The following is a 17378-nucleotide window of genomic DNA, read 5'->3' on the forward strand; positions in this document are numbered from 1 at the left end:
ATTATCCCACCTTTAGAACAACCAATCAAATACCTTGCTCAGAATTCCCTGTCGTTGTTTATCCCCTACTACACCTTTACCAGAATACTGAATATTAACATTGGCCAAATAGGTCGACTCTACTGTATTTTGCGGTGTTACATCTTCAGGTCGCACCATACCTTCTAATTTTATCTTTTGCTTCTCACCATTAACATTTATCTCTTTAGTACCAGAAATTTTTAAATTATCATTATCAAGTACTTCAATTACTTTGACTGTCATTGTTGCATCTAAATTACTACTGCGATTAGTAGTACCAGAAGCACTATTACTATTACTTTGATTATAACCTAAAGACTTAATAAAATCTAAGATTCCTGTTCCCGCTCCTACATTACCTTGGTTATTCTGGGAAGCTTCTGTACTAGCTTGTTGATTAGCACTAGAACTTTCAGTAATATTGACTGTTAAAATATCACCTTTTTCAAAAGCAACTTTATCAGCGTACATCGACTTAGAATCATCCCATAAGGAATTAGCAGTAGCGATCCCTGTCACTGTCATTACTAACAATAACATAATAGCTAACACATAATATTTCTTCACTTTTACCGCCTTCCTTCAATCAATTAATAACTACTTCTACTTCGTTAGGTGCCACAACTTTTGCTTCTATAGTTTGATTACTATTAGTATTCTTAACCTTAATTATATCACCTTTACGCCCATTTTCCAACGCTTTGCCAGTAGTAGTTACTACCACACCACCAACTTTAGCCACAATTTTTACTTTTTGCCACCTCGTAACTAATTGAGGAGTAGCTAACATGTCATTAGTTAAAATCTGCTCAGCCGCTAAAGTCCGGGTTAGCACCTTATTTTCCAGGGCTTGAAAAGAGGATACATATCTATCTGGCGCATTAGTGAGCAGCCTTTCCCGTTGAACAAATAAATCAGCTGTCAAACTTTGGCCTTGCTCTAATCTTTTTTTAGGTATCAATACTTGCACTCGTAACTTAGTAGAAAATTTTATATAAAATTTACGGTATAATTGACCATCAACTAAAACTTTAATCGGCAGCATATTAACACCTAGTAAACGCCGATTATAATTTTTAACTACTTTAAAGTTGATTTTACCCTGGGGCACTAACAATTCCTCAGGGGGATTTAGAGTCTCTATTTCAATTTTTTCTTCATCATATTTTAAATTAGATTTAATATATTGCCGACCATATTCACTTAACTTATCTATTGCTAAAGGATTATAGTCAGCTCTCACTGTAAATTGATATGGGATTCTCAAATTGATTTGTCCCACATTAATATTTTCTTGTCGTAAAGCATAAATTACATCATCACGATATATAACCCGCTGATAACCAGGATAAGGGGTTTGTCCTAAACTGAGGTCCTTAACTTGTTCTTTAAAAGCAGATGAACCTTTAATCTCAGCTATACTATTCAACTTAATATTTAAAGTTGGCACCTGGACTTGACTAGGTATGATAATTGAATTCTCTTGGGCTAAAATCGTAGTTGTACTCATAATTAACAATAATAATAAAACTAATACTACTAACCTAGCCTTCATAACTAAAACTCCTATCGTTTTAAATTACTTGCTTGCTGTAACATCTGATCAGAAGTTTGCACTGCTTTAGAGTTAATTTCATAAGCTCTCTGAGCAGCAATCATATTAGTCATTGAATCTACTGTCTGAACATTAGAAGTTTCTAAGAACTTCTGTGCAATAGTTCCATAACCTTCTTGACTTGGTACTCCAAAAGCAGCTTCTCCAGAAGCAGCAGTTGATTTATAAATATTTTGTCCTACACTTTTCAATCCAGCTGGATTAGCAAAATTAGCTAATTCAATTTGTCCTGCTTGTTGTACTCCATTACCACCTGGTTCAGTATATGTCACTTGTCCTTCTTCATTAACATTAATATTTTGTGCATTAGCTGGTAAAGTAACTGCTGGCTGCAGTAAATATCCATTTGAAGTTACAACTTGTCCATTACTATCTAATTTGAACGAGCCATCTCTTGTATAACCTACACTACCATCAGGCATCTGTACTTGAAAAAAGCCATCACCTTTAATTGCCATATCTAATGGATTTTCTGTACTTTTTAAACTACCTTGGCCAAACATTTTTTGCGTAGCAGCAACTTTTACACCATGACCAACTTGAATACCTGTTGGAACTTGCGAACCTTGGCTATTAGGAGCCCCTGCAGATTTAACAGTTTGATATAATAAGTCTTCAAAATCAGTTCTCGATTTCTTAAAACCAGTTGTATTTACATTAGCCAAATTATTAGAAATAGTATCAACATTCGTCTGTTGTGCCTTCATTCCAGAGGCAGCACTCCACAACGATCTAATCATTCATATCACTCCTAAAATATTTTAGTTTATTCTTTATTCTTTACTCATTACTGATTACTAGTTACTGTTTCACTACCTTACTGTCTTACTATTTTTTCTCTTTACTCTTCACTTGTTACTTGTCACTGATTTACTGCTTCTTAAGGTCTTCCTACTTGATTAACAGCTTGGTCTAAGGTTTGATCATTAATTTGAATTACCTTTTGATCCATTTGATAAGTCCGGCTATTTTGAATCATCTTTGTCATTTCTTCAATCGGATTAACATTAGAACCTTCCACAAAACCTTTCTGAACTTTTCCAGTAGCATTGAACTGATTGCCAGCTTCAGGAGTTCGTCTAAATAGATTTTCACCTTCCTTAGCTAAACCACTTTTATCAGCAAAACTACGTATTCTAATCCCACCTACTTCTTGTCCATTAACCAATAAAGTATTATCATCTATAGCTACATTGCCACCTTCTTGCACCTCTAAAAATCCATTTTTTCCTCGCACAGGATAACCTTGCTGAGTAACTACCCGATTTTGATTATCAACAGTGAAATTACCGTTTCTAGTATATCTTTCTCCTTGAGGAGTTTGAACAACAAAAAAACCTTCTCCTTTAATCGCCCAATCCATACTATTACCTGTCTGCTTAAACTTTCCAGCAGAATGGTCAGTATCAACTTCATCTACAGCAGTTCCATTACCTAATGTTCCAATTTCTTTAGATTGAGTATCAATTTTATTCATCATTTCTTCAGGAAAAGCCTTATTAATAGCAGTCTCTTTCTTAAAACCAGTCGTATTTGTATTAGCCAAATTATTAGAAATAATTTCTTGCCTTCTCATCGATGACTGCATACCTGAAGCAGCTGTATATAATCCTTTAATCATAATTTTCCCCCTTTACAAAAAAAAATAAACCTTAGTTGTGTATTTAAAGATAAAAGCAAAAACTCCTTCTCCTTTCAACAAATAATATTTAATTTCGCTTTTAACTATAAATTATGGGATTAAAAAAGCTAAAAAAAGAAGTAGGAAAATTCCTACTTCTTTTTTAATTACATATTCAAATATTTTTTTCTCGTAGCTTCTCCACCACGATAATGTCTTTCAGATTTATTATAATCTAATACATTTCGTACTTTATCATCTAAATTTTTATCTATTTTCTGTAATCGTTTGGTTACATCTTTATGCACTGTACTTTTGCTAACTCCAAAAACTTTAGCAGCTTGTCTGACCGTTGCTTTAGTTTCATAAATATAATTAGCAATTTCCAACACCCGCTCATAAATGTAATCCTTCATTACCTTGTCCCCCTTCAAGTTTCTCATTACATATATATGAAGAAGGGAGACTAGCATATTACAAAAATTAAATTTTAATTAAAATAATCCACCGGGTTAACTGATTTTTCACCTTTTATAATTTCAAAATGTAATTCACTGTTCTCACCAGCACCATTGTCACCTAATTTAGCAATCATTTGACTTTTAGCAACTTCATCCCCTACTTTTACAGTAGCAGTTTCTAAATTAGAGTATAAAGAATTATATTTATCAGTATGAGTAATTATAATTGTTATTCCTTGATAATCGTCTCTAATTATTCGTTTTACTTTTCCATTTGCCACAGCTTTAATCTCAGCTCCAATTTCTCCTCGGATGTTGACGCCTGAATTATACTTCCAAGCATCTAAGAGTTGGTCTTTATACCATTCACAGTTACTAACTATTTCACCCTGCAGCGGCATAATTAAATTATTAAATTGCGAAGAAACAGATTCTGATGACATTTGGGGGACACTATTTACTTTTTCTTCACTAATCTCATCTTCAATTTTTTCTTTTGTCTTCTTGGCAGACTTTTGACTATCACTCATTACCGCTCTTCCAATCTCACTAAATTGTTCTTGCTCAGGCTTAGAATTAATCATTTGCGGTTGGGAAATACTATCTACAGTTATCTTTTCTTGAGTTTCTTCCTGATTATTGTGAGGTAACAACTGATTAATGGAATCTAATTGATAACCCTTTTGATAATAAGCAATCATACCTCCTAATGCAATAAAGAAGGCAATAAATAATACATAACCTGCCCAGCCTAATTTTTTCAATTTTTTAAGTTTATTTTTCGTAGCACTCAGCGAAAAAGGTAATTTCTTTTCCTCTTTTTTGCTCATTGCTTCCACCTCCAGAAATTATAATTCCCAGAGGTATATTTTTTATACATCGAAATCATTTTTTCCCACTATTACTTTTGCCTGAGGATAGTAATGATACAAGATCTCTATAAAATTACATCCCTCTTCTGCTAATCCTTGCGCTCCATACTGGCTCATACCTACTCCATGCCCAAAACCATCAACAATAAATTTAATGCCCAACTCAGTTTTAATAAATCTAAATTTAGTTGAATTTAAAGCAAGTTTTTTTCTGATTTCCCTCCCAGAAAAAACTTGCTTATTTATTTTCATCTTTAGAACTCGCCCACTATTACTACGACTAATAATCTGCACTTGCTTATAATTAATGCTATCTAAGTTTTTAGCTAATTGCTGCCAAGTAAAAAACTGCTGTTGATTATAATAAGGGGAATTATTTTCACAATAACTATTAACACTTTTTAAATAAGGAATTTTGCCACCCCAAACTTCTACTGCTGCAGCAGTCCGCCCCCCGCTAGTAGAATGATAAGCAGCAGTAATTAGTTCATCATTATAGACTAATACCAACCCTGCTGTCTCTTCTACTGCAGTAGATATTTTAGACCAATTATAAAAAAAATTATCTGTAGTCCATTTATTCTTCAACTCTTGTTTAGATAACCAAGCTTGATCAAACTTACTAGATGTGGTTAATCTTTGACCATTAATTTCTTTTTTCAAAGCATAAGTCCTGGCTGCCACTGCTTGAGCTTTCAGCGCTTCTAAGGGAAAAGAAGCTGGCATTTCTGCTGCCACTACTCCTTTTACATACTCTTCTAGGGGCAAGGTCTTTTCTTGCTGCAATTTATAATCATAAACCGTAATTTGAGGTTTGGATTCAATAAGATTAATCAACAACACTAATCCGCTGGGCATTAAGATTAAACTCAATAACCAAATCGAAAGTATCACAATTATCTTTTTCAGGAGCATCACTCCTTTATCTATTTAATACATTTCTATTCCTATCAAAATTTAAATAGACTCCAATTAACATTAAAAAAATAATTATAAATATTCTTAGTGTTGTATCTTTATCCCAATTAATTAATTTTATTCATTCTCTATTAATTAAAATACAAAAAAAACAAAAAACAACCCGCTAAGGTTGCTTAATACTCAATACTTTAACTACTCATTTGTTTTGCGTCACTCCGTGCAGCTTTATTTTATGGCAAACTGCTGTGTTTCCGCAGTCTATATGCATTAACTATTGCCAATCTTTTTAATATCAATACCCACACCTCTTAATTTATCAATAACATTTTCATAACCTCGTTCAATATGATAACCTTCTTTAATTGTTGTTTCCCCCTCTGCTACCAAACCAGCTAAAATCAAAGCAGCTCCTGCTCTTAAATCGGTAGCTCGAACTTCTGTACCTGTTAAAGGTGTTTGATGCACTACAGCAGTATGACCAATCTTCTTTTCTTTTATCTCAGCTCCCATTTTCTTTAACTCTTCTACATGAGCAAATCTATTTTCAAAGACCGTTTCAATTACTTTCGATTCACCTTCAGCTTGAGTTAGTAAGACCATAAATGGGGCTTGTAAATCTGTTGGAAAACCGGGATAAGGAAGTGTTTTAACATCTACAGCTTTTAAATCAGATTTAGCATTGACTTTCACTCCGTCTACATCTTCTTCAATTCTAACTCCCATTTCTTTTAATTTTGCTACTAATGGTTTAATATGCTCTACTAATACATTGTCTACATATAATTCACTACCTGTTACAGCCCCCATAATTAAATAGGTTCCTGCTTCAATTCTATCAGGAATAATTGTATACTCTGTACCAGTTAATTCTTCTACTCCTTCAATTCTAATAACATCAGTTCCGGCTCCTTTAATTTCTGCTCCCATAACATTGAGGTAATTAGCCAAATCAACAATCTCTGGTTCTCGAGCAGCGTTTTCAATCACCGTTTTCCCCTCAGCCATAGAAGCAGCCATAATAATATTCATTGTCGCTCCTACACTAGGATAATCTAAATATATCTTAGCTCCTGTTAATTTTTCAGCTTCTATATGAACAAAGGTTCCATCAATAGTCACTTCTGCTCCTAAAGCTTTAAATCCTTTTAAATGCAAATCTATTGGACGATCTCCAATATCACAACCACCAGGAATAGTTGTTTCTGCTTGTCCATGGCGGGCTAAAAAAGCTCCTAAAATATAATAAGAAGCCCTCAATTCTTGGGCCAAATCTTCTGGAACCTGAATCTTATCAACAGCATCAGGATTAACTGTTAATTGATTATTTTTATATTCTACTTCTGCTCCCAAAGAATCTATAATTTTAACTATATTTCTAATATCCCGCAGGTCAGGTATATCACATAATACACTTTCCCCATGTCCCATCAAACTAGCCATAGCAACAGGTAAAGCAGCATTTTTAGCTCCACTAACACTTATTTCTCCATTTATTTGCTCTGTACCAGATACTACAAACTGACTCATGTTATTTCCTCCTATACAATTTTTCAAACATATATCCGTTTAAATATATTCTTTATTAAGGAGCATCTTCCTGCATTAATCACAAAATTAATCATGTTTACCTGGACATTTTTCTCCAATTAGTTTATCAAATAAAGACATTTTTTTGTAATTTTCTAATTCTTCCGGTGCCTTCTCTTTAATTAAATTATAGCAATCTCCACATATTTTTTCGCCGCGAGCATTAATTAACTCTTCTGGGATCCCTTTTTCTTTTAATCTTTCCCTACGGCTGCGAACATAAATTTTTTCTGCATGGACTGCATGGTCACTAACTACTACTAAAGCAACCTCTCCCACTAATCCTGCTGCACCAATTTTTTTAAAAGATAAGTCATTATCATCAGCTAATTTAATATAATCTCTAGCTTTTGACATATCTACTTCGCGATTGAGAATTAGTTTAACTGCTTCACTATCTTGCATTGCTTCAGCAACTTCAGGATATGTACCTTCTTCTTCTACCTGAGAAAAAGTTAGAGCAATTAAGACTCGTTCTTTAAATTCACCTAAAAATCTATTTTTTTCATTCTGTTTTATTTTAGGTCCACCATTGACTCCTGCGGCAGCAGTTCTTTCTAATTCACTCTTCTGCTGCTGTTTTTTCATAGATTCTTGTTCTATATCCTGCTGCTTATCAGACATAATAATCACCCCTAGTACGATTTCTTTAAGAGAAGTATATCAAAAAATTACCAAAAGCACAAGCGAACAATATTTATATAAAGTGGCACTATCGTGCCACTAGCTAGTAGATAAAAGCTAGTAGCTAGTAGTAAATTCAAAACAAAAAAACAGTTTATAGCTAGAAATTATTGAATACTAGGTTAATGTTTTAGGTTTTGAATTTGATTTTATTTTTTAACTACTAACTCCTAGCTACTTACTTCTAGCTATAAAAAAATAAGAGCAAGGGAAAAATCCCTCACTCTCATTATTATCTATAATATTTATTCAAATTGATCGAAATCATGATGTTTACTAGCTTGTAAACGATTCAAGGCTTTTTCTAGCGCAATTTCAGCCTGACGTTCATCAATATGATCTTCATGTTTTTTCTCTAGTCTTTCTTCAGCTTCTTCCTTAGCAGCTAATGCACGATCCACATCTATTTCTTCAGAGTGTTCAGCAGAACCTACTAAGACCGTTACTTCATCAGGCTTAACTTCCATGTAGCCTTGAGTAGCAGAGAAGATATCCTCTCCGCTACCATCCTTGACTCTAATAATTCCAATATTTAAGCCAGTAATTAACGGCTCATGATTGGGCATAATTCCCCGGTTCCCATCAATTGTTCTTACATTTATAATTTCTACGTCATCACTTTCATAGGCAACTCTTTCCGGGGTTACAATACTTACATTCATCGTTGCCATAATTATTCACTTCCTTCTAGCTCTTGCGCTTTTTCTATCGCCTCATCAATAGTTCCTACGAATAAGAAAGCTTCTTCTGGTAAATCATCATGTTTACCTTCTAAGATTTCTTTAAATCCGCGAACTGTTTCTTCAACTGGAACATATTTTCCAGGGATACCAGTAAACTGTTCTGCTACAAAGAATGGCTGTGATAAGAACCGTTCAATCTTACGAGCACGATTAACAGTAATCTTATCTTCTTCAGATAATTCATCCATACCTAAGATAGCAATAATATCCTGTAAATCTTGATAACGCTGTAAAGTTTCCTGAACTTCTCGAGCAATCTCATAATGCTCTTCTCCTACAACGTTAGGGTCTAGTACATTAGATGTAGAATCTAATGGGTCAACAGCAGGATAAATACCTTTCTCAGAAATCTCACGAGATAATACTGTTGTTGCATCCAAGTGAGCAAATGTAGTTGCTGGAGCAGGGTCAGTCAAGTCATCTGCTGGCACATAAACAGCCTGTACAGAAGTAATAGACCCTTTGTTAGTAGAAGTAATTCGCTCCTGTAATTGCCCCACATCAGTTGCTAATGTAGGCTGATAACCTACAGCAGAAGGCATACGACCTAATAGGGCGGATACCTCAGAACCAGCCTGAATAAAGCGGAAGATATTATCGATAAATAACAGCATATCTTGGCCCTGCTGATCTCTAAAGTATTCAGCCATTGTTAGACCTGTTAGTCCAACTCTCATTCGGGCACCAGGTGGTTCATTCATTTGCCCATACACTAAAGCAACTTTATCTAAAATATTTGCTTCTTTAAATTCTAACCATAAATCTGTACCTTCACGAGTTCTCTCTCCTACACCACTGAACACAGAATAACCTCCGTGCTCTTGGGCGATGTTATTGATTAACTCCTGAATTAATACAGTCTTACCTACACCAGCACCACCAAATAATCCAACTTTACCACCTTCAGCATACGGTGCTAGTAAGTCAACAACTTTAATTCCTGTTTCAAAAATTTCTGTACTAGTAGTCTGCTCTTCATACTTAGGTGGATCACGGTGAATTGGTGATCTTTTATCTGTTCCAACCTCACCCTGCTGATCAATAGTTTCACCTAGTACATTAAAGATTCGACCTAAGCATTCTTCACCAACTGGTACAGAAATAGGCCCTCCAGTATGAATGGCTTTCATACCTCTTTTTAATCCATCAGTAGAAGACATCGCTACACCTTTAACTCGATTATCTCCTACCTGGTTCATAATCTCAACTGTTACTTCTTTATCATGTACATCATCAATAATTCTAATTGCATCATTAATTTCAGGTAAGCTACCTGTTTCAAATTCAGCTTCAACTACTGGGCCAATAACTTCAACAACTTCTCCTGTATTTTGGCCCTGATTTTCATCACTCATAATCAAACCTCCTCCATCTTCCTATTCTAATGCTTCAGCACCACCAACAATTTCAGTTAATTCCTGCGTAATTGCAGCTTGACGAGCACGGTTATAAGATAATGTCAAGTCATCTATCATTTCTTCAGCATTTTCAGTTGCTGAATCCATAGCTGTCATCCGAGAAGCAAATTCGCTTGCTTTAGCTTGCAGTAGTGAACCAAAGATTAAATTAGTCACATACTGCGGTAAAACTGAATTCAATACAGCACCAGCCGAAGGTTCGTATAAATATTTACTCATATTTTCAGCATCTTCCTTCTGTTCTGGTGGTTCAATTGGAAACAGCTCTATAACCTCAACTTTATGAGATAGAACTGATTCAAAATCAGTGTAAACTATGTTTACTTCATCAAGCATCTCTTCTCGATACAGTTCCATAATTTCAATAGCAATATTTTCAGCAACTACAAAACCAGGTTTATCCGGTACATCTAAATACTCAGATATGATTTCATATCCATTGCGTTTAAAATGTCTTTGACCTTGGTTACCAACGGCAAATAAAGCAACATCTTCATCTCGAGCAGCAGTTAATTCTTCTACTTTCTTAATCACTTTGTTATTATAGGGTCCACATAAACCCCGGTCACCAGTGACAACAACATAACCTACTTTCTCAACCTCGCGTTCTTCCATTAAAGGATGCGAATCTTGAGTATCTCCACCTGTAATTCCAGCTAAGGTCTGCTTAGTCTTAGTGAAAAAAGGTTTAGCATTTTCAGCTCTTTCTTGAGCCTTTTGTAACTTAGCACTGGCTACCATCTTCATGGCTCGAGTAATCTTCTTAGTATTCTCAACACTACTTATCTGCCGTTTAATATCTCTCATACTTTGCATTCTGTCAGATCACCTCGCTTTACTGGATCCTTACTGAGCTAGGCTGTAGCTTCTTCATCCTCAACTTCAAATTCACTTTCATCTATGTCAAAGTTATCTTTAAATTCTTGGATAGCTGCTTGTAACTTTTCTTCTGTCTCTTCTGTTAATTCACCAGTTTCAACGATACTCTCCGCTATCTCTGGTTTTTCAGCATCCATAAATGCTAAGAACTCTGCTTCAAATCTTTCAATATCATTAACAGGAATATCATCTAAATATCCATTGTTTACTGTATAAACAATAATTACTTGGTCAGCTACAGAAACTGGACTAGTTTCATCCTGCTTTAAGACCTCTACAATTCTTTCTCCTCGGGCCAACTTCTTTTGCGTTGCTTCATCAAGGTCAGACCCAAACTGAGCAAAGGCCTCTAACTCACGATACTGTGACATATCAAGTTTTAACTGTCCTGCAACGTCCTTCATCGCAGAAATCTGTGCATCTCCACCTACACGAGATACAGATAAACCAACGTTAACTGCTGGTCGAACACCAGAGTAGAATAATTCACTTTCTAAGAAGATCTGACCATCAGTGATAGAAATTACATTCGTTGGAATATAAGCAGAAATATCTCCCGCTTTAGTTTCAATAATCGGTAAAGCAGTTAAAGAACCTGCACCTAAGTCATCATTTAATTTAGCAGCACGCTCTAATAATCGAGAGTGTAAATAGAATACATCTCCTGGATAAGCTTCACGGCCTGGTGGACGTCTTAATAACAATGACATCTCACGATAAGCAACCGCGTGCTTAGATAAATCATCATAAACTACCAATACATCTTCACCTTCGTACATAAAGTGTTCTCCAATAGAACATCCAGCATAAGGAGCTAAGTACTGTAATGGAGCTGGGTCACTAGCTGCAGCAGTAACTACAGTTGTATACTCCATTGCGCCCTCTCGTTCTAATTTATTTACTACCTGAGCTACTGTAGAAGCTTTCTGTCCAATAGCTACATAAACACACTTTACATCTTCGTCTTGCTGGTTAACAATTGTATCAATTCCTAAAGCAGTCTTACCAGTTTGACGGTCACCAATAATTAATTCTCGCTGTCCTTTACCAATTGGCACCATAGAGTCAATAGATTTAATACCAGTCTGTAGTGGATCTTCTACTGGTTGACGCTGTACAATACCTGGCGCTTCAGTCTCCACAGGACGAGTATCATCAGCATTAATTGGACCTTTACCATCAACAGGTTCTCCTAACGGATTAACAACTCTTCCTTTTAACTCTTCTCCTACAGGAACTTCTACAACTGTTTCAGTCCGGTGAACTTCATCACCTTCTTCAATTTCTGATTCCTCACCCATGATTACACAACCAATACTACTTTCTTCTAGGTTTAAAACCATGCCATTAACGCCGCTTTCAAACTCCAAAAGTTCTCCAGCCATGGCATCTTCTAAACCATGAATTCGAGCAATACCATCACCAACACTAAGTACAGTTCCTACACCCTTAGTTTCTAATTCAACATCATAATTTTTAATTTGGTCTTTAATAATTGAACTTATTTCACCTGGATTCAGTTTCATTCTCTCACCCCTAACTTACTTCTAGTGTCTGCAGATTCAATTCAACCTCTTGCAGATAATTTTTAATACTACCATCAATTACTTTATTACCAATCTTTAATACTAATCCACCAATTAAATCAGGTTTGACTTCTATCTCTAGCTCAATTTTCTTATCTAAAGCACTCTGCAATTTATCTTTCAACTTAGATTGGTGTTTATCAGATAATTCAATTGGTGTTTCCACTGCAACAGTTAAACGATTCTCTTTTGCTGCTAGCATATCTATAAATTGTTGATGGATTTGTGGTAAATAAACTTCTCTTTTCTTATCAATTAACAACTTAATGAAATTTAAAAATGTAGTTGATAATTGACCACTGAAAACTTCTTCTAGAATCTTTTTCTTCTGTTTATAGTCCAACCCTGGATGCTCCAAAACTTGATTTAACTCTTCATTCTCTTCAACCAGAGCAGCAACTTCATCAAATTCATCAACAATTGTCTCTAACTCATCTTCTTCTTGAGCTAATTCAAATAAAGCATCAGCATACTTCTCAGCAATTTCTTCTTCTATCATTGCACTTCACCTAATTTCTCTTTGTCAAGCTGTTCAATATAGTTCTCAATCGATTTTTCCTGCATATCCTCATCAACAATTTCTTTTAATGCTTTCTTACTTAATAACAATGATATATCAGAAACCTCTTCTTTCAACTCTTCTCGTGCTTTATCTTTAGCCCGGGCAATATCATCTTCCGCGCGAGCTAATTTACGGTCAGCTTCTTCCTCAGCTTCATTAATAATTTCTTCTTCTTTCTGACGAGCTCGACGCCGACCTTTTTCAATAATTTCCTGTGCCTCATCTTTAGCATCTTGCAGCTTTTGTTGATACTGCTGCTTTAGTTCTTCAGCTTCTTGCTCTTTTTCTTCAGCATTGTCTAACTTATTAGAAATCTTGTTAGATCTCTGGTTCATAAAGTTAGTCACAGGTTCAAATAAAAAGTGTTTTAGCACTAAGAATAAAATTATAAAGTTAACAAGTTGAAAAAAGAAGGTAACTCCTAAATCAATCATTTCTTTCCCTCCCTTCACAGAATAACCTTCATTCTAATCAAATCTTAACTGCGAAACAAAGTTAAAAGAAGATGAATAATGGTGCCCATTACCCATCTTCACCTATGTTTTTCCATTACACAAATGGATTAGCGAATAATAGGATTAAAGCGATTACTAAACCGTAGATACCTGTTGTCTCTGCAACAGCGGCACCAAGTAACATAGTTCTTACAATTACACCCTGTGCTTCTGGTTGTTTACCTACAGCTTCAGCACCCTTACCTGCAGCAAATCCCTGACCAATACCTGCACCAATACCTGCAATCATTGCTAAACCTGCTCCAATAGCAGAAGCAGCTTGAATTAAAGCGTCTCCATTCATTATGAACTCCTCCTTGTAATTGTCTGATTTTTAAGAATTTTTTATAAATATTTAAGCTAAAAATGGATTAGCAAATAGCAAAATTAATGCTACTACTAAAGCATAAATACCTGTGGTCTGACCTACAGCCTGACCTAACAACATAACACGAACAATTAAACCTTGATACTCAGGTCGATTACCTACTCTCTCAGCACCTTTTCCAGCAGCATATCCTTGCCCAATACCTGGGCCAATTCCTGCCATCATTGCTAAACCTGCTCCTAAAGCAGAAGCGGCTAAAACAAATCCTGCTCCTTGTAATCCAATTAGCGGATTAGAATAAAGCAAAATTAATGCTACTACTAAAGAAAAGATACCAGAAGTTTCAGCTACTGCTGCCCCTAATAACATCACTAAAGTTACACTTTGGCTGTTATCTGTATTCTTTCCTACAGCTTCAGCACCTTTTCCGGCAGCAAAACCCTGTCCCACTCCGGGACCAATTCCGGCAATCATAGCAAAACCTGCTCCAATAATAGTCGCTGAAATAGTTAAAGTTTCAGCACTAAATTGGCTCAACCACTCTAAAACAAACATCACTAAATTCGAGATTTCTCCCACTTAAAGCCCTCCTTTCCAATTTGGAGAGACTATTCCATCTCCATTGAAATATAAGTCATAGTTAACATCGTAAAGATAAAGGCCTGTAAAACTCCTGCAAATACAGTGAAGTATAAATCAGCAATTCCTGGAATACCAAGTGCTACTACAGAATATAACAAGCCCATAATTACAACACCACCACCAAGCATATTCCCAAATAGACGGAAAGCTAGTGACATTGGGTCAGCTAAATTTCCAATTACATTTAACGGGAACATAAATGGCATTGGCTCAAAGTAATCTTTAAAGTATGTGCCAATTCCTTTTGACTTAATTCCAAAGTAATGAATACAAAAGAATGTAATTGCTGCTAAAGCAAAAGTTGTATTCAAATCAGCAGTTGGAGTATATAAGTGTAGTATATCTCTTCCAGGAACAAGGCCTATCAAATTACTAATTGTTAAGTAAATCATCAAAGTCCCAATATACGGAGTAAACTTCTGCATACCCGGCCCCATAGTATTCCTTACTAAGCCTTGCATTGAATCTACTAATGCTTCAATAACATTTTGGACACTGCCAGCTTCAGGTTCTTCCTTTAAATCACGCGTTGCCCACCAGGAAAACAACCCTAATACAACTATCAGAATCCAAGTAGTTGTCACAGTTGACTTTACTGGAGCATTAGCAATCTGTAATGCTTTAGTCAACCCATTTTCTGGGATATGAAACATCACCTGTGGAGCAAACTCCTCAATATTAGGTGAGTTAAATAACATCTTATCAATCAATTTACTGAAAAAATCCATTATCTCTTCTCCCTCCTTTCTTATCCAGTCCAATCATTTTGGTGTTGAGGCCACATATCAAACAAATTAATGACAAAAATAACTAGTTTAACGATCAACATTCCAATAATAGTAGGAAACAAATTTATTTGATTATTCTTAATTAACGTATAAAATACAAAAAACCAAAAACCATACTTGAGTACATACTGCACAATCATGTATACTCTAGCTACTAACGGCTCAAAATTAACTGCTTTTTTTAAGGAAAAAGAAAGTAAATATAGATTAGTAACTCCCATTGTGCTACCAGCAATAATACCTAAAGCATTCTTGCTACCCCAAAAATAAAACACAAATAAACTAATAATAACAACAGTTAATAATGTCCATTTAACAATAAATCCTGTTGTTTGCTTTACTTCTTTCATGCAATCACTTCCCATCATCTTGCTGCTGCATAATTAAACGATAAGCATTGCGAAAACCAGCACTTACTCCTAATATTACACCTACGAGCAAAAATATTAAATTAGTATGTAATAATTCATCTAAATAATTACCCAGCCAAACTCCAGCAATCACTGGCACAATCATAGTGATTCCTACCTGGGAAATTAAAGCCAAAGCTTTTAAAAAATTCATTTTATCGTTCATGTTAACTCTCCTAATTAGTAATCCCTATCTTACTCTTAAATTATTCATCGCCCCCCATGAGGGGATTGATACTTTCCATTATAGCAAATCTAGTTTTAATTAACAACTAAATGTTATTTCTAAGTGAAAATTAAAACTTTGCTAATACAAAAAGACTACAGCAGATAGCCGTAGTCCTGTTTAAGACAGTTTTCATCTTCATCTAAATTAGATACAATTTACCCATTATAAAATAGGCTAGCAGCCCCTTATACTGCCTACGAGGTTAGCTGTCGGGCTCAGGCTAAGGGTACCTTACCAGTTCTCTTTATCATTCTGGATCCGCCCCAAAAAAAATGGGTCCCCCGCTCCTAAAACAGGATTAGACATCTGTGCTTCAATATTTACTTAGAATCTTTATCTTAATTCGTTACATTCATTATAATAAATATCTTCATTGTTGTAAAGTACAACCACACAATAAAAACTTAAACTCCCCCTTTGATTACAGCATTTAGGGCTTGTGAAAAAAATAATTTGAGTCCTGTTTAGCCCTAATTTAAAAACCTAAATTTTTATTTAATTTCTTAAGTTCCCAAGCACCTAGGCCTAACAAAAGGGTTGTACTAGTCAGTAAAATAAATCCTTGTTTCAAATTAGCACCATGAATTCCTACTGCTATCATTGCTAAAAAAATACTAATTAAATAAATAACTATCATTACCTCAGATTGCTTTAAGCCAATTTTTAATAGTTGATGATGCAAATGTTCTTTATCAGCCTTAAATAATGGATTTCCAGCTAATTTCCTTCTCAAAATAGCAAAGATAGTATCCAACATTGGAACTCCTAAAGCTAAAATAGAGATCACAATAGTCAAGACTGTAATGGTTTTTAAATAACTAATTATAGCAATTGCACCTAAAGTAAATCCTAAAAACATACTTCCAGTATCGCCCATGAAAATTTGAGCCGGATTTAAATTATAGGGTAAAAAACCTAAAATTGAAGCAACTAAGGGAACAATTAGCAATAGTACCTCAAATTGGCCCTGTTGATAAGCAATAATTCCTACAGTCACTGCCGCAATAATCGATACCCCTGCTGCTAATCCATCTAAGCCATCGATTAAATTAACTGTATTTGTAACTCCTACTAGCCACAGTAGAGTAATTGGCAAGGCTAAATAGCCTAAATAATAAATTCCACCGCTAGGATTAGTAATCAACTCTATTTTAGTACCCATTAAAATCAAAGTTAAAGCAGCTACAACTTGACCACCTAATTTAATTAAAGCAGGCAGCTCATATAAGTCATCTATAACTCCTAGCAGTACAATTAAACTACTACTAATGATTAGTCCATAAAATTTATAATCAATTCCTAACAACACTAATGATAATATAAAAGAAAAATAAATGGCTAATCCACCTAAACTAGGAATAGCATATTGATTAACCCGTCGTCTATTAGGTTGGTCTACAGCACCCAAAGCACGGGCCAATTTCTTGACTAGAGGAGTTAACACTAAACTACTGATCAAACTTAATAAAAATAGTTTAATCATTTTCTTCATCCTCTCTAATTAAAAGTCTATCCTT

The 17378-nt window shown here is 35.0% G+C and carries 21 protein-coding genes and 1 riboswitch; all 21 genes read right to left on the reverse strand.

Annotated features, from left to right (window positions below):
- Window positions 1-12: 12 nt before the first annotated feature.
- Window positions 13-588, reverse strand: coding sequence for a flagellar basal body L-ring protein FlgH (locus JOC47_RS09100; protein WP_338035340.1), 576 nt, complete (start codon window positions 586-588; stop codon window positions 13-15).
- Between the two features lie 19 nt (window positions 589-607).
- Window positions 608-1576 carry a flagellar basal body P-ring formation chaperone FlgA gene (gene flgA / locus JOC47_RS09105; RefSeq protein WP_204701761.1) on the reverse strand — a complete coding sequence of 323 codons (969 nt, stop codon included), beginning with the start codon at window positions 1574-1576 and terminating at the stop codon, window positions 608-610.
- Between the two features lie 11 nt (window positions 1577-1587).
- Window positions 1588-2376 carry a flagellar basal-body rod protein FlgG gene (flgG, locus tag JOC47_RS09110; protein ID WP_204701762.1) on the reverse strand — a complete coding sequence of 263 codons (789 nt, stop codon included), beginning with the start codon at window positions 2374-2376 and terminating at the stop codon, window positions 1588-1590.
- Window positions 2377-2516: 140 nt separating this feature from the next.
- Complete coding sequence (gene flgF, locus JOC47_RS09115) at window positions 2517-3257, reverse strand: flagellar basal-body rod protein FlgF (protein ID WP_204701763.1); 741 nt, start codon at window positions 3255-3257, stop codon at window positions 2517-2519.
- A 167-nt stretch (window positions 3258-3424) separates the two neighbouring features.
- The gene (spoIIID, locus tag JOC47_RS09120) at window positions 3425-3673 is read right to left on the reverse strand and encodes a sporulation transcriptional regulator SpoIIID (protein WP_204701764.1); all 249 of its coding nucleotides are present in this window, start codon (window positions 3671-3673) and stop codon (window positions 3425-3427) included.
- A gap of 74 nt (window positions 3674-3747) precedes the next feature.
- Complete coding sequence (locus tag JOC47_RS09125) at window positions 3748-4548, reverse strand: M23 family metallopeptidase (protein WP_204701765.1); 801 nt, start codon at window positions 4546-4548, stop codon at window positions 3748-3750.
- 42 nt (window positions 4549-4590) lie between these two features.
- Window positions 4591-5505, reverse strand: a complete 915-nt coding sequence (spoIID, locus tag JOC47_RS09130; RefSeq protein ID WP_239551039.1) for a stage II sporulation protein D — start codon at window positions 5503-5505, stop codon at window positions 4591-4593.
- A 273-nt stretch (window positions 5506-5778) separates the two neighbouring features.
- Entirely contained in the window at window positions 5779-7038 is a 1260-nt protein-coding gene (murA, locus tag JOC47_RS09135) for a UDP-N-acetylglucosamine 1-carboxyvinyltransferase (RefSeq protein WP_204701766.1), read from the reverse strand.
- A gap of 87 nt (window positions 7039-7125) precedes the next feature.
- Complete coding sequence (locus tag JOC47_RS09140) at window positions 7126-7722, reverse strand: YueI family protein (protein ID WP_204701767.1); 597 nt, start codon at window positions 7720-7722, stop codon at window positions 7126-7128.
- A 305-nt stretch (window positions 7723-8027) separates the two neighbouring features.
- Window positions 8028-8453, reverse strand: coding sequence for a F0F1 ATP synthase subunit epsilon (locus JOC47_RS09145; RefSeq protein WP_204701768.1), 426 nt, complete (start codon window positions 8451-8453; stop codon window positions 8028-8030).
- A 2-nt stretch (window positions 8454-8455) separates the two neighbouring features.
- Window positions 8456-9880 (reverse strand): F0F1 ATP synthase subunit beta, encoded by a 1425-nt coding sequence (gene atpD, locus JOC47_RS09150; protein ID WP_204701769.1) that lies wholly within the window; start codon window positions 9878-9880, stop codon window positions 8456-8458.
- 21 nt (window positions 9881-9901) lie between these two features.
- Window positions 9902-10759, reverse strand: a complete 858-nt coding sequence (atpG, locus tag JOC47_RS09155; RefSeq protein ID WP_204701770.1) for an ATP synthase F1 subunit gamma — start codon at window positions 10757-10759, stop codon at window positions 9902-9904.
- Between the two features lie 38 nt (window positions 10760-10797).
- The gene (gene atpA / locus JOC47_RS09160) at window positions 10798-12348 is read right to left on the reverse strand and encodes a F0F1 ATP synthase subunit alpha (protein WP_204701771.1); all 1551 of its coding nucleotides are present in this window, start codon (window positions 12346-12348) and stop codon (window positions 10798-10800) included.
- Between the two features lie 10 nt (window positions 12349-12358).
- A complete protein-coding gene (gene atpH / locus JOC47_RS09165; protein ID WP_204701772.1) occupies window positions 12359-12907 on the reverse strand; it encodes an ATP synthase F1 subunit delta in 549 nt (182 codons plus the stop codon).
- Complete coding sequence (locus JOC47_RS09170; RefSeq protein ID WP_204701773.1) at window positions 12904-13404, reverse strand: F0F1 ATP synthase subunit B; 501 nt, start codon at window positions 13402-13404, stop codon at window positions 12904-12906. Before JOC47_RS09170 ends, atpH begins: the two co-directional genes overlap by 4 nt.
- A 115-nt stretch (window positions 13405-13519) precedes the next feature.
- The gene (atpE, locus tag JOC47_RS09175; protein ID WP_204701774.1) at window positions 13520-13768 is read right to left on the reverse strand and encodes an ATP synthase F0 subunit C; all 249 of its coding nucleotides are present in this window, start codon (window positions 13766-13768) and stop codon (window positions 13520-13522) included.
- A gap of 51 nt (window positions 13769-13819) precedes the next feature.
- Complete coding sequence (gene atpE, locus JOC47_RS15735) at window positions 13820-14371, reverse strand: ATP synthase F0 subunit C (protein WP_204701775.1); 552 nt, start codon at window positions 14369-14371, stop codon at window positions 13820-13822.
- 29 nt (window positions 14372-14400) lie between these two features.
- Window positions 14401-15162: a F0F1 ATP synthase subunit A gene (gene atpB, locus JOC47_RS09185; protein WP_204701776.1), complete on the reverse strand. Its 762-nt coding sequence runs from the start codon at window positions 15160-15162 to the stop codon at window positions 14401-14403.
- Between the two features lie 20 nt (window positions 15163-15182).
- Window positions 15183-15572 carry an ATP synthase subunit I gene (locus JOC47_RS09190; protein WP_204701777.1) on the reverse strand — a complete coding sequence of 130 codons (390 nt, stop codon included), beginning with the start codon at window positions 15570-15572 and terminating at the stop codon, window positions 15183-15185.
- A gap of 4 nt (window positions 15573-15576) precedes the next feature.
- Complete coding sequence (locus JOC47_RS09195; RefSeq protein ID WP_204701778.1) at window positions 15577-15798, reverse strand: AtpZ/AtpI family protein; 222 nt, start codon at window positions 15796-15798, stop codon at window positions 15577-15579.
- Between the two features lie 239 nt (window positions 15799-16037).
- Window positions 16038-16176, reverse strand: a riboswitch (cyclic di-AMP (ydaO/yuaA leader).
- A gap of 160 nt (window positions 16177-16336) precedes the next feature.
- Window positions 16337-17344 carry an MraY family glycosyltransferase gene (locus tag JOC47_RS09200; RefSeq protein ID WP_239551041.1) on the reverse strand — a complete coding sequence of 336 codons (1008 nt, stop codon included), beginning with the start codon at window positions 17342-17344 and terminating at the stop codon, window positions 16337-16339.
- Window positions 17345-17378 lie beyond the last annotated feature (34 nt).

It is taken from the genome of Halanaerobacter jeridensis (assembly GCF_016908315.1).
GTDB lineage: Bacteria > Bacillota > Halanaerobiia > Halobacteroidales > Halobacteroidaceae > Halanaerobacter > Halanaerobacter jeridensis.

Coding starts and splice junctions, on each gene's coding strand:
- flgA (WP_204701761.1), bottom strand. CDS start 1,576: ATGAAGGCTAGGTTAGTAGTATTAGTTTTATTATTATTGTTAATTATG.
- flgG (WP_204701762.1), bottom strand. CDS start 2,376: ATGATTAGATCGTTGTGGAGTGCTGCCTCTGGAATGAAGGCACAACAG.
- flgF (WP_204701763.1), bottom strand. CDS start 3,257: ATGATTAAAGGATTATATACAGCTGCTTCAGGTATGCAGTCATCGATG.
- spoIIID (WP_204701764.1), bottom strand. CDS start 3,673: ATGAAGGATTACATTTATGAGCGGGTGTTGGAAATTGCTAATTATATT.
- JOC47_RS09125 (WP_204701765.1), bottom strand. CDS start 4,548: ATGAGCAAAAAAGAGGAAAAGAAATTACCTTTTTCGCTGAGTGCTACG.
- spoIID (WP_239551039.1), bottom strand. CDS start 5,505: ATGCTCCTGAAAAAGATAATTGTGATACTTTCGATTTGGTTATTGAGT.
- murA (WP_204701766.1), bottom strand. CDS start 7,038: ATGAGTCAGTTTGTAGTATCTGGTACAGAGCAAATAAATGGAGAAATA.
- JOC47_RS09140 (WP_204701767.1), bottom strand. CDS start 7,722: ATGTCTGATAAGCAGCAGGATATAGAACAAGAATCTATGAAAAAACAG.
- JOC47_RS09145 (WP_204701768.1), bottom strand. CDS start 8,453: ATGGCAACGATGAATGTAAGTATTGTAACCCCGGAAAGAGTTGCCTAT.
- atpD (WP_204701769.1), bottom strand. CDS start 9,880: ATGAGTGATGAAAATCAGGGCCAAAATACAGGAGAAGTTGTTGAAGTT.
- atpG (WP_204701770.1), bottom strand. CDS start 10,759: ATGCAAAGTATGAGAGATATTAAACGGCAGATAAGTAGTGTTGAGAAT.
- atpA (WP_204701771.1), bottom strand. CDS start 12,348: ATGAAACTGAATCCAGGTGAAATAAGTTCAATTATTAAAGACCAAATT.
- atpH (WP_204701772.1), bottom strand. CDS start 12,907: ATGATAGAAGAAGAAATTGCTGAGAAGTATGCTGATGCTTTATTTGAA.
- JOC47_RS09170 (WP_204701773.1), bottom strand. CDS start 13,404: ATGATTGATTTAGGAGTTACCTTCTTTTTTCAACTTGTTAACTTTATA.
- atpE (WP_204701774.1), bottom strand. CDS start 13,768: ATGAATGGAGACGCTTTAATTCAAGCTGCTTCTGCTATTGGAGCAGGT.
- atpB (WP_204701776.1), bottom strand. CDS start 15,162: ATGGATTTTTTCAGTAAATTGATTGATAAGATGTTATTTAACTCACCT.
- JOC47_RS09190 (WP_204701777.1), bottom strand. CDS start 15,572: ATGAAAGAAGTAAAGCAAACAACAGGATTTATTGTTAAATGGACATTA.
- JOC47_RS09195 (WP_204701778.1), bottom strand. CDS start 15,798: ATGAACGATAAAATGAATTTTTTAAAAGCTTTGGCTTTAATTTCCCAG.
- JOC47_RS09200 (WP_239551041.1), bottom strand. CDS start 17,344: ATGATTAAACTATTTTTATTAAGTTTGATCAGTAGTTTAGTGTTAACT.